21 protein-coding genes are annotated in these 18,240 nt (G+C 69.1%); 11 read left to right on the plus strand and 10 right to left on the minus strand.

Annotated features, from left to right (window positions below; all coding sequences use genetic code 11):
- Positions 1 to 6: 6 nt before the first annotated feature.
- The 4 genes from ABS767_RS16905 to gspG are packed head-to-tail and all read right to left on the minus strand — an operon-like array spanning position 7 to position 2,067.
- A complete protein-coding gene (locus tag ABS767_RS16905) occupies positions 7 to 780 on the minus strand; it encodes a type II secretion system protein N (protein ID WP_408080496.1) in 774 nt (257 codons plus the stop codon).
- Positions 777 to 1,130 carry a type II secretion system minor pseudopilin GspI gene (gene gspI, locus ABS767_RS16910; RefSeq protein ID WP_408080498.1) on the minus strand — a complete coding sequence of 118 codons (354 nt, stop codon included), beginning with the start codon at positions 1,128 to 1,130 and terminating at the stop codon, positions 777 to 779. The genes ABS767_RS16905 and gspI overlap by 4 nt, the downstream gene beginning before the upstream one ends.
- Positions 1,127 to 1,606 carry a prepilin-type N-terminal cleavage/methylation domain-containing protein gene (locus ABS767_RS16915; protein ID WP_408080500.1) on the minus strand — a complete coding sequence of 160 codons (480 nt, stop codon included), beginning with the start codon at positions 1,604 to 1,606 and terminating at the stop codon, positions 1,127 to 1,129. The genes gspI and ABS767_RS16915 overlap by 4 nt, the downstream gene beginning before the upstream one ends.
- A 5-nt stretch (positions 1,607 to 1,611) precedes the next feature.
- Positions 1,612 to 2,067, minus strand: a complete 456-nt coding sequence (gspG, locus tag ABS767_RS16920) for a type II secretion system major pseudopilin GspG (protein ID WP_408080502.1) — start codon at positions 2,065 to 2,067, stop codon at positions 1,612 to 1,614.
- A 90-nt stretch (positions 2,068 to 2,157) separates the two neighbouring features.
- Here gspG and gspL point away from each other — a divergent pair, with 90 nt between their 5' ends.
- From gspL to ABS767_RS16940, 4 genes are read left to right on the plus strand one after another with little or no spacing between them, the layout of a single operon-like run.
- Complete coding sequence (gene gspL, locus ABS767_RS16925; RefSeq protein WP_408080504.1) at positions 2,158 to 3,249, plus strand: type II secretion system protein GspL; 1,092 nt, start codon at positions 2,158 to 2,160, stop codon at positions 3,247 to 3,249.
- Positions 3,246 to 3,746 (plus strand): type II secretion system protein GspM, encoded by a 501-nt coding sequence (gspM, locus tag ABS767_RS16930; protein WP_408080506.1) that lies wholly within the window; start codon positions 3,246 to 3,248, stop codon positions 3,744 to 3,746. Before gspL ends, gspM begins: the two co-directional genes overlap by 4 nt.
- Positions 3,743 to 5,218: a GspE/PulE family protein gene (locus ABS767_RS16935; RefSeq protein WP_408080508.1), complete on the plus strand. Its 1,476-nt coding sequence runs from the start codon at positions 3,743 to 3,745 to the stop codon at positions 5,216 to 5,218. Before gspM ends, ABS767_RS16935 begins: the two co-directional genes overlap by 4 nt.
- Entirely contained in the window at positions 5,218 to 6,441 is a 1,224-nt protein-coding gene (locus tag ABS767_RS16940) for a type II secretion system F family protein (RefSeq protein ID WP_408080510.1), read from the plus strand. The genes ABS767_RS16935 and ABS767_RS16940 overlap by 1 nt, the downstream gene beginning before the upstream one ends.
- Before the next feature lie 121 nt (positions 6,442 to 6,562).
- Here the strand turns inward: ABS767_RS16940 and ABS767_RS16945 are convergent, their stop codons facing one another.
- Positions 6,563 to 7,276, minus strand: coding sequence for a hypothetical protein (locus tag ABS767_RS16945; RefSeq protein ID WP_408080512.1), 714 nt, complete (start codon positions 7,274 to 7,276; stop codon positions 6,563 to 6,565).
- Between the two features lie 5 nt (positions 7,277 to 7,281).
- Here ABS767_RS16945 and ABS767_RS16950 point away from each other — a divergent pair, with 5 nt between their 5' ends.
- Genes ABS767_RS16950 through ABS767_RS16960 form a run of 3 tightly spaced genes read left to right on the plus strand, consistent with a single transcriptional unit; the run spans position 7,282 to position 9,745 of the window.
- Positions 7,282 to 8,331 (plus strand): penicillin-binding protein activator, encoded by a 1,050-nt coding sequence (locus ABS767_RS16950; protein ID WP_408080514.1) that lies wholly within the window; start codon positions 7,282 to 7,284, stop codon positions 8,329 to 8,331.
- Complete coding sequence (locus tag ABS767_RS16955; RefSeq protein ID WP_408080516.1) at positions 8,328 to 8,870, plus strand: type II secretion system protein GspJ; 543 nt, start codon at positions 8,328 to 8,330, stop codon at positions 8,868 to 8,870. The genes ABS767_RS16950 and ABS767_RS16955 overlap by 4 nt, the downstream gene beginning before the upstream one ends.
- Positions 8,867 to 9,745 (plus strand): type II secretion system minor pseudopilin, encoded by an 879-nt coding sequence (locus ABS767_RS16960; protein ID WP_408080518.1) that lies wholly within the window; start codon positions 8,867 to 8,869, stop codon positions 9,743 to 9,745. The genes ABS767_RS16955 and ABS767_RS16960 overlap by 4 nt, the downstream gene beginning before the upstream one ends.
- Before the next feature lie 42 nt (positions 9,746 to 9,787).
- Here the strand turns inward: ABS767_RS16960 and ABS767_RS16965 are convergent, their stop codons facing one another.
- Complete coding sequence (locus ABS767_RS16965) at positions 9,788 to 10,000, minus strand: hypothetical protein (protein WP_408080520.1); 213 nt, start codon at positions 9,998 to 10,000, stop codon at positions 9,788 to 9,790.
- 231 nt (positions 10,001 to 10,231) lie between these two features.
- Here ABS767_RS16965 and ABS767_RS16970 point away from each other — a divergent pair, with 231 nt between their 5' ends.
- Together ABS767_RS16970 and ABS767_RS16975 are read left to right on the plus strand one after the other, a co-directional pair.
- Positions 10,232 to 10,597, plus strand: a complete 366-nt coding sequence (locus tag ABS767_RS16970; RefSeq protein ID WP_408080522.1) for a MerC domain-containing protein — start codon at positions 10,232 to 10,234, stop codon at positions 10,595 to 10,597.
- Between the two features lie 42 nt (positions 10,598 to 10,639).
- Positions 10,640 to 10,945, plus strand: a complete 306-nt coding sequence (locus tag ABS767_RS16975) for a 1-deoxy-D-xylulose-5-phosphate synthase (RefSeq protein WP_408080524.1) — start codon at positions 10,640 to 10,642, stop codon at positions 10,943 to 10,945.
- A 13-nt stretch (positions 10,946 to 10,958) separates the two neighbouring features.
- Here ABS767_RS16975 and hutU read toward each other — a convergent pair whose 3' ends face one another.
- Genes hutU through hutI form a run of 4 tightly spaced genes read right to left on the minus strand, consistent with a single transcriptional unit; the run spans position 10,959 to position 16,103 of the window.
- Positions 10,959 to 12,617: a urocanate hydratase gene (gene hutU / locus ABS767_RS16980; protein ID WP_408080526.1), complete on the minus strand. Its 1,659-nt coding sequence runs from the start codon at positions 12,615 to 12,617 to the stop codon at positions 10,959 to 10,961.
- Positions 12,614 to 13,414 carry an N-formylglutamate deformylase gene (gene hutG, locus ABS767_RS16985; protein ID WP_408080528.1) on the minus strand — a complete coding sequence of 267 codons (801 nt, stop codon included), beginning with the start codon at positions 13,412 to 13,414 and terminating at the stop codon, positions 12,614 to 12,616. Before hutG ends, hutU begins: the two co-directional genes overlap by 4 nt.
- The gene (gene hutH, locus ABS767_RS16990; protein ID WP_408080530.1) at positions 13,411 to 14,913 is read right to left on the minus strand and encodes a histidine ammonia-lyase; all 1,503 of its coding nucleotides are present in this window, start codon (positions 14,911 to 14,913) and stop codon (positions 13,411 to 13,413) included. Before hutH ends, hutG begins: the two co-directional genes overlap by 4 nt.
- Positions 14,910 to 16,103, minus strand: a complete 1,194-nt coding sequence (hutI, locus tag ABS767_RS16995; RefSeq protein ID WP_408080532.1) for an imidazolonepropionase — start codon at positions 16,101 to 16,103, stop codon at positions 14,910 to 14,912. Before hutI ends, hutH begins: the two co-directional genes overlap by 4 nt.
- Before the next feature lie 48 nt (positions 16,104 to 16,151).
- Here hutI and ABS767_RS17000 point away from each other — a divergent pair, with 48 nt between their 5' ends.
- On the plus strand, positions 16,152 to 17,495 hold the full coding sequence (locus ABS767_RS17000; protein WP_408080533.1) for a formimidoylglutamate deiminase: 1,344 nt from the start codon (positions 16,152 to 16,154) through the stop codon (positions 17,493 to 17,495).
- Positions 17,492 to 18,187 (plus strand): UTRA domain-containing protein, encoded by a 696-nt coding sequence (locus tag ABS767_RS17005; RefSeq protein WP_408080535.1) that lies wholly within the window; start codon positions 17,492 to 17,494, stop codon positions 18,185 to 18,187. Before ABS767_RS17000 ends, ABS767_RS17005 begins: the two co-directional genes overlap by 4 nt.
- The last annotated feature ends 53 nt before the right edge of the window (positions 18,188 to 18,240 follow it).

Genomic DNA, 18,240 nt, shown 5'->3' on the forward strand with positions numbered 1-18,240 from the left:
GGATACCTAGCGGGTCGGGATGGTCAGCGTCACGGGCTTTCCATCGCGGGTGATCTGGACTTGAACGGAACTGCGGCCCTGGGCGGCGGCAAAGGCGGAAGCGGCGCTGGACTGACCGGTCAGCGGCGTGCCGTTGATCGAGGTGATGACGTCGCCGGCCTGAAGGCCGGGCGGGGCGTTCGCGCCGACCTGCATCCCGCCGCCCGGGGCCGGGGTCATGCTGGAGAGCGCTGCCGCGGCCGCGGCGGGCGGGGGGGCAGGGGCGCCGACCGCGGCCGGAGCGGGCTGGGCCGGGGCCGCAGCGCTCGCCTGCTGCTCAGCGGTCAGCGTCGGATCGGGGAAGGCGAGATATTCGATGTTGCCACCGACGCGCAGGATCACGCGGTCGCGCAATATGCCCTCGATCGTTCCGCCGCCCGGCGCCTCACCGATCCGGAACGGCTTGGCCGCTTCCCCGCCGACCTCGATATAGGCGACGGAAAGTGCGGCGGGGACGGCGGCGAACACGCCCTTGAGCTTGAGCGGGAGCCCGGTCGGCTGGGTCGCATCGGCAATCGCGCCCTTGCCGAACGGGGCGAAGGCGAGCGCGGGGGTCAGGTCTGCGCCCATCGTCACCGGGCGCGCGCCGGAAGGTACGGTGACGGCGCCCGTGCTGGCATGCCCGGCGATGCGCCAGGTCAGGCCCGCCAGCGCGACCGCGACCGAGACGACCACCGCCGCGGCGAAGATATCGAGCGCGGTGCGCGCCTGGCGCGGGGGGAGGACCGGGAGTCGGATCATGCTCCGCCGCCCTCCACGAAGCCGTCGAGCGATGCAAGCGGCGAACGCTCGCCCACCGGGATCACGTCGATCCGCACCTTGTCGATCGCCGCATCCTCCGTCCGCGTGCGAGCGACCGCGACCTGCCATTGCTGGCCGAGCAGGTCGACCTGCTTCTGCGCCGCCGCCGGATCGCCGATCTGGAGTTCCGCGAGACGATTCTCGGCGACCCACATCGCTACGGCGCGACGTTCGAGGCCGCGGGTCGAATCGACATGGCTCTCGACCGCGCGGATCAGGCCGACGCTGGCGATGGCGAGCACCGCGAGCGCGACCAGCGCCTCGATCAGCGAGAAGCCGTCTTCGTTCATGACGGTTGCGCTGCCGCCTGCGCGCGCTCGGCGATGGCGGTCATGCCGTCGTAGCGGACGATCCAGACCTGCTCGCCATTGCTGATCGTCGCATTGAGCGGCTTGCCCGACCCGTCGACGCCCATCATCACCGGGGGCGTGACGTCGAGCTGCACCGCGATCCCGCCCGGCAGCCGGTGGAAGGCAAGCCCATCGGACAGCGGCGCCATCGTGCCGTCGCGGGCGACGGCGGCAAAGCCATAACCATCCTTCTCGATCGTGAAGGCGATGATGCGATCGCCGATCATCGCGTCGTCCGCCGCCGCCTGCAGGCGCAGGGCAAGGCGGCGCGCCTCGGTCTCGACCGAGGGCGCGCGGGTTGCAGAACCGATGCCGAGCGCGACGCCACCGGCGACGACGCCGATAATGACGAGCACGATCAGCATCTCGATCAGGGTCATGCCCTGCTCGTCACTGGTCGTGCGTCCCCCCGGCACGGGCGCTACCGATCCCGCGAATCGAGATCGGCGTCGATGCCCTCGCCGCCGGGCTTGCCGTCGCGGCCGAGCGATTTCAGCGTGAAGCTGGAGCCGGTGGATTCATAGACATACGGGTTGCCCCACGCATCGGCCGGATCGCTGCGGACATAGCCGCCGTCCGGCCATGATGTCGGCAGCGGCGGCGTGGTCGGCTTTTCGACAAGTGCCTTCAGCCCCTGGGTCGTGGTCGGATACTGGCCATTGTCGAGGCGATAGGTGGTCAGCGCGCTCGACAGGGTAACGAGATCGGTCTTGGTCGTGGTCACCCGTGCCTGGTCGGGGCGGCCGACGACATTCATCGTCACCAACCCCGCGACGATGGCGATGATGACGAGCACGACGATCATTTCGAGCAGGGTGAGCCCGGCCTCGCCCTTTGGCACCGGGGGATGCTTGCTCTTCGCAGCATCGACTGTCACGGTGTCATGGAATTGTTTTAATATTATGCGCATCGCGGCCCCATGCGGGTTCATCGTGAAAGCCATGTTACAGCCGGGACTCCTCAAAGCATGACGGGCCAACCCATTTCGGAGTTCGCGGACGTGCCGTCCGGCGGCGTGTGGACGCTGGCGGGCGGGCGACCGATCATAGCCGAGCCCGACGGCCCTGCAACCATGCTGGTGCCGGGCGAATCGGTGCTGCTGCTCGCGGTCGATCTGCCGGTGGCGTCGCGCGCCAAGCGGATCGAGGCGCTGCCGTTCGCGATCGAGGACCGTATCGCCGACCCGATCGAATCGGTCCACCTCGCGATCGGTGCGGAGATCGCGCCCCGCAAATATCTGGTCGCAGTGGTCCGGCATGCGCAGATGGTCGAATGGGTCGAGGCGGCGGAAGTTGCGGGCCTGGGACATGCCGCGTTGGTCCCCGATCCGCTGGCGTTGCCGATGCCGGGGCCGGCTGAGTGGTGCGCCGAGGCGGGCGATGGCCGGGTGGTGGTGCGCAGCGGCGACGGAACCGGCTTTGCCGCCCCGACCGCGCTGGTCGGTCCGGCCTGGGAAGCGGCGGGACGTCCGCGCATCTGGAATCTGGGCGCGGCGCCGATCGGCGAATTGCCGCAGCAACCCTATAGCGGCGGGGGCGGTGGGCTGGCCGAGCGGCTGATGCAGCCCGCGCTCGACCTGCGGCAGGGCATTTATGCCCGGCGCGCGGTCGTCGGTAGCAGCTGGCTCAAGCGGTTCGCGTGGATCGCGGCGGCGGGGATCGCCGCACATACGGTGATCGCGGCGGCCGATGCCGTGATGCTGCGCGTCATCGCCGAGCGCCGCGCCGAGGATGTTCGGACCGCAGTGGCGCAGGCCGCCCCGGGTACGCCGCTCAACGGCGACCTCGAACGCACGGTCGTCGAGATGCTGCCCGCGCCGGGTGCTCCCCCGGGCGGGTTCGTGCCTGCGGTGACGCAGCTGTCGCGAGCATTGGCGCCGCTGTCGAGCGCGGTGACGGCGCGGGCGATGCGGTTCGAGGGGAGCGCGCTGGTGCTCGAGGTGGAGCCGGGCGCGCCCGATCTGGCGGCGCGCATCCGCGGCGCGCTGCAGGCTGCGGGTGTATCCGGGCAGGTGGCGGCCGGAGCCGATGGCGCGATCCGCGTGAGCATCGCGGCATGATCCGGATCATCCGCCTGTCCGCTCTCGACAGCCTGTCGCTGCGCACCTCGCTATGGTGGGCCGGGCTGACCACCCGCGAACGCTGGCTCGTCGGCATTCTGGGCGGGCTGCTCGCGGTGCTGGTGCTGGTGTTCGGGATCGTGAAGCCGCTTCAGGCGGCGCGTGCCGATGCCATCGCCGATATCCGCGCCCGCGAAACGCTGGCGGCGCGGGTGCGTGCGGCCGGCGTGCTTGCCGCGCCGGGCAGCCAGCCGCAACAGCGCGCGGGGGCGCCGATCGACGCCGCGGGAGATGCCGCGCGCGAGGCGGGGCTGGTCGCGACGATCGCGCCGGGCGGGGCAGGGGTCACTGCGCAGGTCGCCGAGGCGCCCTATGAGGCTGTGATCGGCTGGATCGGCAATGTCGAGCGGACCACCGTGCTGCGCGCGCGCCGGGTCGAGATGACCAGGGGCGGCGCGCCGGGCCGCGTCGTTGCCAGCGTGGAGTTTAGCCAGTGAATGCGGTAACGCTGGATGCGCCGAGCCTGCCTTATGGCTATGCGCGCAACCATGGCGTGGTGCTGCGCGCCGGGGCGGGGGGTCTGGAATGCGTCCATCGCCCCGACGCCGCGCTCGACGCGCTGCTCGAGGTGCAGCGGATTGCGCCGGGCGTGCGGTTCGTGCCGGTGGCGGAGGCCGAGTTCGACCAGGCGCTTGCCGCCAGCTATTCAGGCAGCGCGGGCGCGGCGGCGGAGTTCGACCTGGGCGGGATGGACCTGGCAGCACTGGCGGACAGCGCCGCGGCGGTCGACGATCTGCTCGACTCGCGCGACGATTCGCCGGTCATCCGCCTGATCAACGCGCTGCTGCTGGAGGCCGTGAAGGAAGGTGCGTCGGACGTGCATGTCGAGACGCAGGAAAAGCGCGTCGTCGTCCGCTTCCGCATCGACGGTGTGCTGCGCGATAAATTGGAGCCACGCCGCGAGCTGGCGCCGCTGCTGGTCAGCCGCATCAAGGTGATGGCGAAGCTCGACATTGCCGAGAAGCGCGTGCCGCAGGACGGGCGCGTGACGCTGCGCATCGGCGGGCACGATGTCGACGCGCGCGTCTCCACCATCCCGACCCAGCATGGCGAGCGGGTGGTGATGCGTTTGCTCGAAAAGGGTTCGCTCAGTCTCGACATGGAGGCGCTGGGGATGAGCGCGCGGGATCGCACTGTGTTTGCGCGTCTGCTCGAACGGCCGCACGGGATGCTCCTGGTCACCGGTCCGACCGGATCGGGCAAGACGACCAGCCTTTATGCCGCGCTCCAGCGGCTCAACGACCGCAAGCGCAACATCATGACGGTGGAAGACCCGATCGAATATGAGCTGGCGGGCGTCGCGCAGACGCAGGTCAATGCGCGTACCGGCATGACCTTCGCCCGCGGGCTGCGCGCGATCCTGCGCCAGGATCCCGACGTGATCATGGTCGGCGAGATTCGCGATCAGGAGACGGCGGAAGTCGCGGTGCGATCGGCGATGACCGGGCATTTCGTGCTGTCGACGCTGCACACCAACAGCGCGGTGGGATCGGTGACGCGGCTGATCGACATGGGGGTCGAGCGCTATCTGCTCGCGCCGATGCTGGTCGGCGTCGCGGCGCAGCGGCTCGTGCGGCGGCTCTGCCCGACATGCCGGCGACAGGATGTGGCGGGGGAGGGCGATGTGCTACTGCTGGGCGGAGGAATCCGCGCCGGTGAGACGCTGTGGCGCGCGGAAGGCTGCGACGAGTGCCATGGCGACGGCTATCGCGGCCGTGCCGGGCTGTACGAGGTCGTCGCGGTGGACGAGAAATTCCAGGCGATGATCCATGACGGCGCGTCCGAGGCGGACATCGAGGCGCATGCGCGGCGGGACAACCCGTCGCTGCTCGACGACGGGGTCGACAAGGTGAAAGCCGGGGTGACGACAGTCGAGGAAGTCGCGCGGGTCGTGAGGGAAGAGGGTTAGTGGCCGCATTCGCCTATCGCGCTGCGGATCGAAGCGGCGCGCAGAAAAAGGGCACCGTCGAGGCCTCCAGCGCCGCCGCTGCGCGCGCCCTGCTGCGCGACCAGGGACTGCTGCCGCTGAGCGTCGAGGCGGCGGGGGAACGGCGCTCGATCGGCAGCATCCAGCTCCCCAAATTCGGCCGGTCGGGGATGAGCGCGCGCGAGCTGGCGACGGCGACGCGGCAGATCTCCACATTGGTCGGATCGGACATTCCGGTCGAGGAGGCGCTGCGGCTGGCGGCGAGCCAGTCCGAGACGCAGCGCGTGTCGGGCATCCTGCTCGAAGTGCGGGGCGCGATCCTGGACGGGCGCAGCTTCGCCAGCGCGCTGGGCACGCATCCCAAGACCTTTCCCGAATTCTATCGCGCATCGGTCGCGGCGGGAGAGGCGTCGGGCAAGCTGACCGAAGTGCTCGCCCATCTCGCCCATTTCGTCGAGAACCGTCAGGCCAATGCGCAGAAGCTGCAGCTGGCGTTGCTCTATCCGGGGCTGCTGGCGACCGTGTCACTGGGCGTGATCGTGCTGCTGCTGGTCTATGTGATCCCGGACATCGTCAACGTGTTCGTGTCGCGCGGGACCGACCTGCCGCTGCTGACGCGCATGCTGATCACGGTGTCGGGGTTCTTGCAGGCGTGGGGGCTTTACCTGCTGCTCGCCGGGCTGGTCGCCTTCTTCGTCTTCAACCGCTGGGCGGCGATTCCGGCGAACCGGCTCAAGGTGCATCGCGGCTTTACCGAGCGCTGGCCGTTCCGCCGCTTTTCGCGCCAGCATAACGCCGCGCGCTTCGCGGGGAGTCTCGCGACGTTGGTCGAGAGCGCGGTGCCGCTGGTCGAAGCACTGCACGCCGCAGCCGCGGTGACCCCGAACCTGTGGGTGCGCGCGCGGGCGATGCACGTCGCGGCGCGGGTGCGCGAGGGCATCAGCCTGCGCGCCGCGATGAGCGAGGCGGGGGTGTTCCCGCTGATGCTGACCGCCATCGTCGCTTCGGGCGAGGCGTCGGGGAAGCTCGGCCCGGCCCTGTCGCGCGCCGCCGACGAGCTCGATCGCGAACTGGACGCGGTGACCACCGCGCTGGTCGCGCTGGTCGAGCCGATGGTGCTGTTGCTGATGGGCGGGATGGTGCTGATGATGGTGCTGGCGATCCTGCTGCCGATCATCAATTTGAACGATCTGGTGACGTTGTAGGAGACCGTCGTCATCCCGGCCCTGTGCCGGGATCCATGGCTACCCGATGGCGACCCTCAAGACTTGAGGGCAGGGCGTGAGGCCGAGTGGACCCCGGCACAGGGCCGGGGTGACGATGGGCCTACAGTTCCCCCGCGATACTCGCCCCTCCTGGCAGCCCGGCGAACGGCAGGACCCGCGCACCGTCCGGGGTCATCCGCAGGGTCAGCGCGCCGTTCTCGGCAAGCGTTGCGTCGAGCAGCACCTGCCTCCGCTGCGCGCGCGGGGTGACGCGGATCTGCGTCGTCGCGCCGATCTTTTCCGCGGTCAGCATCAGCGGCGGCACCGCCACCGGCACCCCGCCGCCCTTGGGCGTGCAGGTCCCGGCGTCGGTGGTCAGACGGCCATCGATGCCCTGGTTCGATCCGCCTATGGCGATGCGATCGAACTCGACCTGCATCACCATATCGCAGGTGAAGGGGAGGTTGGGCTGGAGCGCCTGAAGCAGTGCGGCGTGGCTGCTGCCGCTGACCTTGTCGAGGATCGTGCTCGAAAGGCCCGCCAGCGCACGGCCGCCCATATCGGTGTCCGGGCCGGTCGCGGTCCAGTCCGCCGCGAAGCCCAGGCTGGTCAGCGAGCGGAGCGGCGCCCAGTGCCATTCGAACTTGCTGCCGCCCGCGACGCCGACTTCGCCGTTCCACACGGTTCCGGCAACGCCGGTGCGCCAGGGCCGGTTCTTCACCACCACGCTGGCGGGCATCGTCGCGATCATCGCCAGGACATAAGCGGCTATGCCGAGCACGACGAAGACGGTAAGACGCCGCCGTGCCGACCAGGATGAACTTGAGCCCGCCACAGCCGATGGCGATTCGCCGTCGCGACCTGCTGTCTCTGATCGGATCAGGGCTGATGGTGCCGTCGACATTGCTCGCAAGTCCCTCCGTCTTTGCAGCCGACAAGGTCAAGCGTGACAAGCGGCCGGTGGCGCTGCTGCTGCCGCTGAGCGGGCCGCGCGCCGCGCTGGGCCTTAGCATGCGGCAGGCGGTGTTGCTCGCGGATTCTGGGCCGGAACTGACAGCTTACGACACCGGCGGAACGCCCGAAGGCGCGGCGCTGGCGGCGCGCAATGCGCTCAAGGCGAAGAGCGCAATGATCCTGGGGCCGGTGACGGCGGAGGAACTAACCGCGGTGACGAGCGAGGTCGCGCGGCGCGTGCCGGTGATCGGTTTTACCAACAACGCGGTGGCGCGCGGGCCGGGCAGCTTCGTCTTCGGCATTACCCCGGCCCAGGTGACGAGCGCGATCCTGCGCTATGCCCGGTCGCGTGGGGTGCGCAACATCGTGGTGATCGACGACAGCACGCCGTGGAGCGCGGCGGCGGCGCTGGCGGCGGGGCAGGCGCAGGGCGAGATCGGGGTCGATGTCCGCGTGCTGACCGTGACCGAGGGCGCGCCTTTGCCCGAAGCCGGGGATGCGCCCGACGCGGTGCTGCTGCCCGGCAGCGGCGCGGCGGTGCTGGCGGCGGCGCGCAACCTCAAGGCGACGGGCATCCAACTGCTCGGCACGGTGCAGGCGCTCGACCACCGGCCTGCCGCGCTCGAGGCGCTGGACGGGGCGTGGATCGCCAGCCCCGATCCGGCCGCGTTCGGCAAGTTCGCGGGTGAGTTCCGGTCGCGTCATGGCGGTACGCCGGGCGCGCTGGCCGCGCTGGCCTATGACGCCGGCGGGATCGTCAAGCTGCTGCGCGCCAAGGGTTCGCTCGACGAAGCCGCGCTGCTGGCGGAAACCAATTACCCCTGCGTCACCGGCAATGCGCGGTTCCGCAGCGACGGCAGCGTGGCGCGAGAACTGTCGATCCTGCTCGCAGGGCCACAAGGCTATACGCCTGTGGCAGTGAGCCTCGGGGCGTGAAACCGGATGCGGGCGAGGAGGGATTCACCCTTCTCGAACTCATCATCTCGCTCGGCCTGTTCGCGCTGATCGCGGTGGCGGGGCTGGCGCTGCTCGAAAGCGTGATGGGGGTGCAGGCGCGCACCGAGGGGCGGCTTGACCGCACCGCGACGCTGCAGCGCGCGATGTTCGTCATCCAGAGCGACCTCGACCAGATCGCGCGCGGCGAAGTGAGCGGCGGTGGCGCCGGCATCTCCTTTACCCGCGTCGCGGCGGGGATGGGCGGGGCGCCGGTGCCGCTGCGCTACGATGCGGCGGGCGGAGCATTGGTGCGGTCCGCGCCGCAGCCGCAACTGCTGCTCGACGGGGTGGGCGGGGTGCGCTGGCGCTTTCTCGACGGGCAGAGCTGGATCGATCGCTGGCCGCCCGCAGCCGAGCGGAAAGAGGAATGGCCGCGCGCGGTGCAGGTCGAGATGCAGGTGACCGGCGCGCGTGGGCCACAGGGGATGCTGCGTCGCGTGGTCGCGCTGCCGGTCCGGCCCGAGGGCGACGCGCCATGACGCGCCGCGACGACGAGCAGGGCATGATCCTGATCAACGTGCTGATGTTCGTGGCGATCGCCAGCGGGCTGGTGCTGCTGATGATCGGGCGCGAGGAACTGGCGCTCGACCGCGCCTTGCGCAGCCGCGAGGCCGCGCGGGCAGCGGCGATCGTGCGCGGCGGCGAACTGTCGGCGATCGCGGCGTTGCAGCGCGATGCGCTGGCGGCGCCGGAGGTCGATCATGCGGGCGAGGCCTGGGCGTCGATCGGGGCGAGCGGGGCGGCGATCGACGGGGGGACGTTCGACCTCGCGGTGAGCGACGCCGAGGGGCGGTTCAACGTCAATTCGCTGCGCAGCGGCGATGCGGTGCCGGTGATCCTGTTCCAGAAGCTGGCGGCGATCGCCGGGCTGGACGAGCAGCAGACGGTTGAGGCGATCGCCTATGTCCGCAGCCAGGGGCCGGTCACTGACATCCGTCCGATTCGCCTGCTGCCCGGGGTGGATGCAGGCGCGATCGCGCGGCTCGAGCGGATGGTAACCGCGCTGCCCGGCAAGACCACGATCAACCTGAACGCGGCGGACGAGGAACTGCTTGCCTTCCTGTTCGCCGATCCCGTCGCGGCGCAGCGGCTGGTCGCGATCCGCAAGCGCAACGGCCAAGTGACGCTGCGCGAGCTGTCCGACCTCAACATCACCCAGCCGCCGGGGACGGGCTTTGCGTCGAACACCTTCTGGGTCCGCGTGCGCGCGACGATCGGGGACACCGCGCAGCAGGGCGCGACGCTGATCCAGCGGCGGAAGACGCAGGAGGGCGGGGTCGAGACGGTGCCGGTGGCGCGCTGGCGCAACGCGGCGGTGCCGCCCGAGGCTCCGGCGTTTCCCGTCCGAAGTTGACCCGGCAACCGGATATCAAAATCTGCAAAGTCCGCGATTTATTCAAAATATTTCTATCGATAACAGGTTTCCATCTTCGTCCAAGTCAAAGCGAACAGTTTGCTCACATGTCAAATTGAGCTCGCTGGTGACGTCTATACTTTTTGAGATTGTGTTATTCTCGCCGCGCTCATCGTCAATAGGCAATTGAATGTAAATATGCGGCTCTTCTTTATCTAAAATCTTCACCATCAATTTTCTCATCACTTCATGCACCCTATCTTCTGTCGTGTGGACGAACGCGTTTGAATGGCTGCCGTAGCGCGGGCTCCTGCGCGCGAGGGGATATGGCGGATTCAGAGAGCGGGCCGCCCGGTGGGCTGTCGAGGTCTACAGTGCATCAGTTGAATTCCAACATTGCAAGGCCGGTTTTGTCCGCTCGTCCCTTGCAATCGATGATATGAAGTATCATTTGCGCCGCGAGCGATGGAGTGTGCGTGGATGCGGATGAGTATAGCGCGGTGGTTCGACGGGCTTGCGGTCGGCGCGTCGGCGTTGTGCCTTGCGCATTGCCTTGTATTGCCGCTGCTGATCGCGGTGCTGCCCGCGGTGGCTGGCCGGCTCGATCTGGGCGAGGGCTTTCACTTCGGCGTGCTCGCGTTCGCCGTGCCGACCAGCGCCTTCGCGCTGATCGAGGGGTGGCGGCGGCATCGCGGAATGACGCCGCTGTTCGTCGGCGTGATGGGACTGGTCCTGCTGGCCGCGGGGCTGGCGTTCGAGGATTGGGCGGCGGTCGAGACGGGCGTGACGGTGGCGGGGAGCCTGTTGCTTGCCGGGGCGCATGTGGCGAACTGGCGGGGGCGGGCTTGGTGACGTAGCTTCCCATTTTGCTGGAACGCTGACAGTACGAACGCCATGCCGAAGCTCCAGACGCGTATTATGTACATCGAAGACAAGTCGGAAGGGTTCAATGGTCCGGCCAGGATCGGTCGAGTGACACTATCAAAGACCGGACGCTCTGTTCACTATCAGGGTCGGACATTCCGCAAGGCCGGAGGCGGGTACAAATATAATTATATCGCTGAGGATAATGGTGCCCATTTTTGGATTTCGGGGCCGCGCAGGGACGGTGCGGACCGGCTGTATCCGAAAAGCAGAATGCCGGTCGAGATCGACGCGGATGTCGCGGACGAGTATTGGCGCGACATCAGATCGAAATAGTACCTCGCTTGGGTCAGCCGATTCCCGGCAGGTCCAGCGCCATTTCCATCGCGCAGGTCTTCGCGATCTCATACCCAGCATCCGCATGGCGCATCACGCCGGTCGCCGGGTCGTTCCACAGCACGCGTTCCAGCCGCTGTGCCGCTTCGGGCGTGCCGTCGGCGACGATCACCATGCCCGAATGCTGCGAATAGCCCATACCGACGCCGCCGCCATGGTGGAGTGAGACCCAGGTCGCGCCGGACGCGGTGTTGAGCAGGGCATTGAGCAGCGGCCAGTCGGACACCGCATCGCTGCCGTCCATCATCGCTTCGGTCTCGCGATTGGGGCTGGCGACCGATCCGCTGTCGAGATGGTCGCGGCCGATGACGATCGGGGCTTCGAGTTCGCCGCTCGCCACCATCTCGTTGAACGCGAGCGCGAGGCGGTGGCGGTCGCCCAGGCCCACCCAGCAGATGCGCGCCGGTAAGCCCTGGAACGCGATCCGCTCCTTCGCCATGTCGAGCCAGTTGTGCAGGTGGTGGTTGCCGGGGAGGAGTTCCTTCACCTTGGCGTCGGTCTTGTGGATGTCCTCGGGATTGCCCGACAGTGCCGCCCAACGGAACGGGCCGATCCCGCGGCAGAACAGCGGACGGATATAGGCGGGCACGAAGCCCGGAAAGGCAAAGGCATTGGCGACTCCCGCATCCTTCGCCACCTGACGGATATTGTTGCCATAGTCGAAGGTGGGGACGCCCATCTCCTCGAACGCCAGCATCGCGCGGACATGCGTCGCCATCGACGCGCGAGCGGCGGCCTCGACCTCGTGCGGGGCGGTTTCGCGCTTGGCGAACCACTCCTCCAGCGTCCAGCCGGCGGGGAGATAGCCGTTGACCGGATCGTGCGCGCTGGTCTGGTCGGTCACCATGTCGGGGCGGATGCCGCGCTTCACCAGTTCGGGCAGAATCTCCGCGGCGTTGCCGAGCAGGCCGACCGAGACCGGGGTGTCGCTGGTCCGGATGATCTCCAGCGCCTCGTCGATGCTGGTCGCGCTACGGTCGAGATAGCGGGTCTTCAGCCGCATCTCGATCCGGCTCGGCTGGCATTCGATCGCAAGGCACGATGCGCCCGCCATCGTCGCCGCGAGCGGTTGCGCGCCGCCCATGCCGCCAAGCCCGGCAGTCAGGATCCATTTGCCGCTCAGGTCGCCGCCATAATGCTGGCGCCCCGCCTCGACGAAGGTCTCGTAGGTGCCCTGAACGATGCCCTGCGTGCCGATATAGATCCACGATCCGGCGGTCATCTGGCCGTACATCGCCAGCCCTTTGCGATCGAGCTCGTGGAAATGCTCCCACGTCGCCCAATGGGGCACGAGGTTGGAGTTGGCGATCAGCACGCGCGGCGCGTCGCGATGCGTGCGGAACACGCCGACCGGCTTGCCCGACTGGACGAGCAGGGTCTGGTCGTCGTCGAGGCGACGGAGCGTCTCGACGATCTTGTCATAGCTGTCCCAATCGCGCGCCGCGCGCCCGATCCCGCCATAGACGACGAGGCTCTCGGGCGCCTCGGCGACATCGGCGTCGAGATTGTTCATCAGCATCCGCAGCGGCGCTTCGGTCAGCCAGCTCTTCGCGGTCAGTTGCGGGCCGGTGGGTGCCTTGATGCGGCGGCTATTGTCGGTGCGGGTGGTCATTTCTGGGCTTTCGCGAAGTCGATGGCGGCGGAGAGGATCGGGCGGAGCGCGGCGTGCGCCTGCGCGGCATGGACATCGTCCCAGCGCGGTGGCCAGTCGGCGGCGGGGACTTCCTCGACATAGGTGCGCATCGCCAGCTCCATCTGGATGGCGTGGACGCCCTTGTCGGGCTGGCCGTAATGGCGCGTGGTCCAACCGCCCTTGAAGCGACCGTCGACCACATGGCTGCGCTGCTGCTCGGCGCAGATCGCGGCGATCGATCGGGCGAGTTCGGGGGCGCAGGATTGGCCGCTGTTGGTGCCGATGTTGAATTCGGACAGGCGTCCGTCGAACAGCTTGGGCACCACGCTGCGGATCGAATGCGCTTCGTAGAGGACGATGGCGGGGTGCAGGTCGCGCAGGCGATCGATCTCGGTGCGCAGCGCTTCGTGATAGGGGGTGAAATAAGCGGCGCGGCGGCGTGCGATCTCGGCCGCGTCGGGTTCCTGCCCCGGCTGGTAGAGCGGGTCGCCGTCGAAGGTGACCAGCGGGCACAGGCCGGTGGTGAACTGGCCTGGATAGAGCGTCTGCCCGCTGGGGTCGCGGTTGACGTCGATGACGGTGCGCGAGGTGGTGGTGCGGATCAGCGTCGCGCCGAGCTTGAACGCAAAGGCATAGAGCTGATCGACATAAAGGTCGGCGTCGTGGCGCGCGCGCGCCGGCGACACGAGCCTGGGCGCGATCTCCTCGGGAATCTCGAGGCCGGCATGCGGAATGCTGACGATCAGCGGCCCTTCGCCGCGCACGGTGACGATCATGGTTCGATCCCTGGCAGCCGGTCGCCCAGCGCGCCGCTGTTCACCAGCGCGGTCGCCAGCGCCATGTCGGGAGCGAAGTGGCGATCGTCCTCCAGATGCGGCACCTGCTCGCGGAGCAGCGCACGCGCCGCCTCGAGCGGTTCGCTGGACGCGAGCGGCGCGTGGAAGTCGCACCCCTGCGCCGCCGCGAGATATTCGATGCCGAGGATGTGGGCGAGGTTCGCGGTCATGTCGAGCAGGCGGCGCGCGCCGTGCGCGGCCATCGACACATGATCCTCCTGGTTCGCGCTGGTCGGGATCGAATCGACGCTGGCGGGGTAGGCGCGCTGCTTGTTCTCGCTCACCAGCGCGGCGGCGGTAACCTGCGGGATCATGAAGCCCGAGTTGAGCCCGGGGCGCGGGGTGAGGAAGGCGGGCAGGCCCGACAGCGCGGGATCGACCAGCATCGCGATGCGGCGTTCGGCGAGGCTGCCGATCTCGCAGATCGCGAGCGCGAGCATATCCGCCGCGAACGCCACCGGTTCGGCATGGAAGTTGCCGCCCGACAGGGCCTCGCCCCCGGATGCGCCATCAGTGAAGATCAGCGGATTGTCGGTCACGCCGTTCGCCTCGACCGCCAACGTGTCGGCAGCCTGACGGATCAGCGTCAGGCAGGCGCCCATCACCTGCGGCTGGCAGCGCAGGCAATAGGGGTCCTGCACCCGCTCATCCCCCTCGCGGTGCGAGGCGCGGATCGCGGAGCCGTCCATCAGCCCCGCGAGCGCTTCCGCCACCTCGATCTGGCCGCGATGGCCGCGCACCGCGTGGATGCGCGGATCGAACGGCGTGTCGGAGCCCTTGGCGGCCTCGGTCGACAACGCGCCGGTGACCAGAGCGGCGCGGAACAGCTTCTCGACCTCGAACAGCGCGGCGAGCGCATAGGCGGTGCTGAACTGCGTGCCGTTGAGCAGCGCCAGTCCCTCCTTGGGGCCGAGGGTGAGGCCGCCGAGCATCGTGCGCGCCGGAATGCGCCGCGGACCCATATCGACCTCGCCGACGCCGATCATCGCCGCGGCGAGATGCGCGAGCGGGGCCAGATCGCCGCTCGCACCGACCGAGCCCTGCGCCGGGATCACCGGCGTAATGCCGCGGTCGAGCATGTCCTGCAGCATCCCGATCGTCGCGGGCTTCACCCCGCTATGCCCCTGCGCGAGGCTCGCGAGCTTGAGCGCGATCATCAGCCGGACGACCGGCGCGGGCATCGGATCGCCGACGCCCGCCGCATGGCTGAGCACGATGTTGCGCTGGAGCGTTTCGAGGTCTTCGTCGCCGATGCGGACGCTGGCGAGCTTCCCGAAGCCGGTGTTGATGCCATAGACCGGCGCGTGCCGGGCGAGGATCGCCTCGACCGCCTGTGCGCTGGCCGCGATCTTGTCGTGGCACGACGGGTCGAGCGGCGCTGGCTCACCGCGATAGATCGCGTTCCAGGTGCTGAGCGGGGTGTTGCCGGGACGGATCATTGGCCTGCGAAAACTCGTGCATGAAGGGGGTTGGCGGCGATGCGGTAGACCAGCTCGGCGGGGTCGGTGACGTCCCAAATGGCCAAGTCCGCCGCCTTGCCCGGCTCGATGGTGCCGACGCTTCCGGACAGGCCGAGCGCGCGGGCGGCGTTGATGGTGATGCCGCGCAGGCATTCGGTGACGGTGAGGCGGAAGAAGGTCGCGCCCATGCTCGCCGCAAGCAGAATCGACGCCATCGGCGAGGTGCCGGGATTGCAGTCGGTCGCGATCGCGATCGGCACGCCCGCGTCGCGCAACGCCTGCACCGGCGGGCGGCGCTCCTCGCGCGTGAAGTAGAAGGCTCCGGGGAGCAGCGTGGCGACGGTGCCGCTCGCCGCCATGGCGGCGATGCCGGGACCGTCGAGATGTTCGAGATGATCGGCCGACAGCGCGCCATGCCGGGCGGCGAGCGCGGCGCCGGAGAGGTTCGAGAGCTGTTCGGCATGCAGCTTGACCGGCAGACCGTGCGCGACGGCGGCGGCGAGCACCCTATCGGTCTGCTCCGCGGTGAAACCGATCCCTTCGCAAAAGGCGTCGACGGCGTCGGCAAGGCCGACCGCGGCTGGGATGATCGTGTTACAGACCAGGTCAATATAGCCCTCTGCGTCGCCCCTATATTCGGGCGGTATCGCGTGCGCCGCGAGCAACGTGGTGCGAACGCGCACGCCGCGCGCCTCCCCCAAGCGCCGCGCCGCGCGGAGCATCTTGAGTTCATCCTCGAGCGTCAGGCCATAGCCGGACTTGATCTCGACCGTCGTGACACCTTCGCCGATCAGCTGGTCGAGCCGGGGCAGGGCGGTGGCGACGAGGTCGTCCTCGCTCGCCGCGCGCGTCGCGGTGACGGTCGAGAGAATGCCCCCACCGGCGCGGGCAATCTCCTCATAGCTCACACCGTCCAGCCGCGCCTCGAACTCCTTCGCGCGGCTGCCGGCATGAACGAGGTGCGTGTGGCAGTCGATCAGCCCGGGGGTGATCCAGCGCCCGTCGCAATCGACGATCGTCGCCGCATCGGGAGCGTCGGCGTCTGCGCCCACCCAGGCGATCGTGCCGCCACGCGCCGCCACGGCGCCGCGCTCGACGACGCCCAGATCGTCGCCCGCCATGGTGGCAAGACGGGCGTTGCGCCACAGGATGTCGGCAGGAGTCGGCATGGCGTTTAGTGTTGGACAGTGCGACCATTATGTCTAGACATATTCGGCATGACGCTCTGGTTCGAAACTGCGCTGCTGGATCATGGCTGGACCGATCGGGTCCGGCTGACGCTGGCGGGAGGGCGGATCGAGCGGGTCGAGGTCGGGGTCGATCCCGCGCAAGAAGACGAGCGGCACTTCGCCGCGCTGCCGGGCCTGCCGAACCTGCACAGCCACGCTTTCCAGCGCGCCATGGCCGGGCTGACCGAGGTCCGCGGCGCCTCCAACGACGATTTCTGGTCGTGGCGCGAGCTGATGTACCGCTCCGTATCGAAGATCGGACCCGACCAGTGCGCGGCGATCGCCACGCTGGCCTATGCCGAGATGCTCGAGACCGGGTTCACGCGGGTCGGCGAGTTCCACTATCTCCACCATGCGCCCGACGGATCGCGCTACGACGATATCGCCGAGATGAGTGGGGCGATCGCGGCGGCGGCGGAGACGGCGGGGATCGGCCTCACGCTGCTGCCGGTATTCTACGCGCATGGCGGGTTCGGCGGGCAGGCGCCAGGGGCGGCGCAGGCGCGCTTCATCAACAGCGTCGACGGCTTTGCCGATCTGGTGGAGCGGTCGAGAGCCAAGCTGGTGCAGGACGGCGTCATCGGCATCGCGCCCCACAGCCTGCGCGCGGTGACGCCCGAAGAGCTCGGCGCCTTGCTCCCCATCGCCAATGGCGGGCCGGTGCATATTCACATCGCCGAACAGGTGAAGGAGGTGGAGGATTGCATCGCGTGGAGCGGTCGGCGCCCGGTGCGGTGGCTGCTCGACGCCGCGCCGGTCGATGCACGCTGGACGCTGGTGCACGCCACCCATGTCGATGCGGGCGAGGTCACCGACATTGCGGCGCGCGGGGCGGTCGCCGGACTGTGTCCGATCACCGAGGCGAATCTGGGCGACGGGCTGTTCCCGGCGGGCGACTTCCTCGATAGGGGCGGCGCGATCGGGGTGGGAAGCGATTCCAACGTGCGGATCGATGCGGCGGAGGAGTTGCGATTGCTCGAATATGGCCAGCGCCTGACCCTGCGCGGACGCAACCGGCTGGCGAGTGCGGCGCGACCTTCGACCGGCGCGCGCCTCTTCGACGCGGCGCTGCGCGGCGGTGGACAGTCGCTGGGCGTCGAGACGGGGCTTGCCGCCGGGCGCCCGGCCGACATCGTCTCGCTCGACCGCGACGATCCCGCGTTCGAGGGGCGTAGCGGCGACGCGCTGATCGACAGCTGGATCTTTGCCAGCCGCCGCCCGATCGACTGCGTCTGGCGCGCCGGCGTCAAGCAGGTCGAGCGCGGGCGGCACCGCCATCGCGACGCGATCGAGGCGCGCTATCGCACGGCGCTGCGGGACCTGCTGGCATGAGCATCGAGGCGCGCATACGCGGCGAGATCGAGGGACGCATCCGCTCGGGCGAATGGGGCCCGGGAACGCGCGTGCCGACCGAGCACGAACTGATGGAGGCCTATCGCTGCGCCCGCGCGACCGCGAACAAGGCGCTCTCCCGCCTCGCCCGCGAAGGGCTGATCGAGCGCAAGCGCCGCGCCGGCAGCTTCGTCGCGCGCCCGTCGATCCGCACGCCCGTGGTCGGCGTGCCCGACATCGCCGCGCTGATCGAAGCGCGTGGGGAAGCCTATCGTTGGGAACTGCTGACGGTGAACCTCCAGCGCCGCGCGCCGACGGGCTTCCCGGTGCGCGGGTCGGGCAGCGGTTGGCTGGTGCTGACCGGCGTCCATCATGCCGGGCAGGCTCCCTTTGGCTGGGAGGAGCGCTGGCTCGATCTCGCGGCGTCGCCGGGCGCGGCGGAGGCGGATTTCTCCGCGACCGCGCCGGGAAGCTGGTTGCTGGCTCACATCCCCTGGACGGATGCGCGCCACAGGATCGCGGCGGTCGGCGCCACTGCCGAAGCGGCAGGACGGCTGAAGCTAAAGGAAGGCGCACCGTGCCTCCAGGTCGAGCGCTGGACATGGCGCGGCAAGGCGCCGGTCACCTTCGCGCGTCAGCTATTCCCCGGCGAGCATTATCAGCTGGTCGAGGATTTCACGCCGCGCGGTTAGCGGCAAGTGCGGTGCCGCCTAGCAGCTGGTCGCCCGGCTGGGCGGCGAGGGGT

Origin of the sequence: Sphingomonas plantiphila, assembly GCF_046000505.1 — a bacterium.
In the GTDB taxonomy this organism is placed as follows: Bacteria; Pseudomonadota; Alphaproteobacteria; order Sphingomonadales; family Sphingomonadaceae; genus Sphingomonas; species Sphingomonas plantiphila.

Excerpts from the sequence above, each read along its gene's own strand:
- ABS767_RS16905 (WP_408080496.1), bottom strand. The coding sequence starts at position 780 with ATGATCCGACTCCCGGTCCTCCCCCCGCGCCAGGCGCGCACCGCGCTC.
- gspI (WP_408080498.1), bottom strand. The coding sequence starts at position 1,130 with ATGAACGAAGACGGCTTCTCGCTGATCGAGGCGCTGGTCGCGCTCGCG.
- gspL (WP_408080504.1), top strand. The coding sequence starts at position 2,158 with ATGACGGGCCAACCCATTTCGGAGTTCGCGGACGTGCCGTCCGGCGGC.
- gspM (WP_408080506.1), top strand. The coding sequence starts at position 3,246 with ATGATCCGGATCATCCGCCTGTCCGCTCTCGACAGCCTGTCGCTGCGC.
- ABS767_RS16950 (WP_408080514.1), top strand. The coding sequence starts at position 7,282 with ATGGCGATTCGCCGTCGCGACCTGCTGTCTCTGATCGGATCAGGGCTG.
- ABS767_RS16960 (WP_408080518.1), top strand. The coding sequence starts at position 8,867 with ATGACGCGCCGCGACGACGAGCAGGGCATGATCCTGATCAACGTGCTG.
- ABS767_RS16970 (WP_408080522.1), top strand. The coding sequence starts at position 10,232 with ATGAGTATAGCGCGGTGGTTCGACGGGCTTGCGGTCGGCGCGTCGGCG.
- ABS767_RS16975 (WP_408080524.1), top strand. The coding sequence starts at position 10,640 with ATGCCGAAGCTCCAGACGCGTATTATGTACATCGAAGACAAGTCGGAA.
- hutU (WP_408080526.1), bottom strand. The coding sequence starts at position 12,617 with ATGACCACCCGCACCGACAATAGCCGCCGCATCAAGGCACCCACCGGC.
- hutG (WP_408080528.1), bottom strand. The coding sequence starts at position 13,414 with ATGATCGTCACCGTGCGCGGCGAAGGGCCGCTGATCGTCAGCATTCCG.
- hutH (WP_408080530.1), bottom strand. The coding sequence starts at position 14,913 with ATGATCCGTCCCGGCAACACCCCGCTCAGCACCTGGAACGCGATCTAT.
- hutI (WP_408080532.1), bottom strand. The coding sequence starts at position 16,103 with ATGCCGACTCCTGCCGACATCCTGTGGCGCAACGCCCGTCTTGCCACC.
- ABS767_RS17000 (WP_408080533.1), top strand. The coding sequence starts at position 16,152 with ATGACGCTCTGGTTCGAAACTGCGCTGCTGGATCATGGCTGGACCGAT.
- ABS767_RS17005 (WP_408080535.1), top strand. The coding sequence starts at position 17,492 with ATGAGCATCGAGGCGCGCATACGCGGCGAGATCGAGGGACGCATCCGC.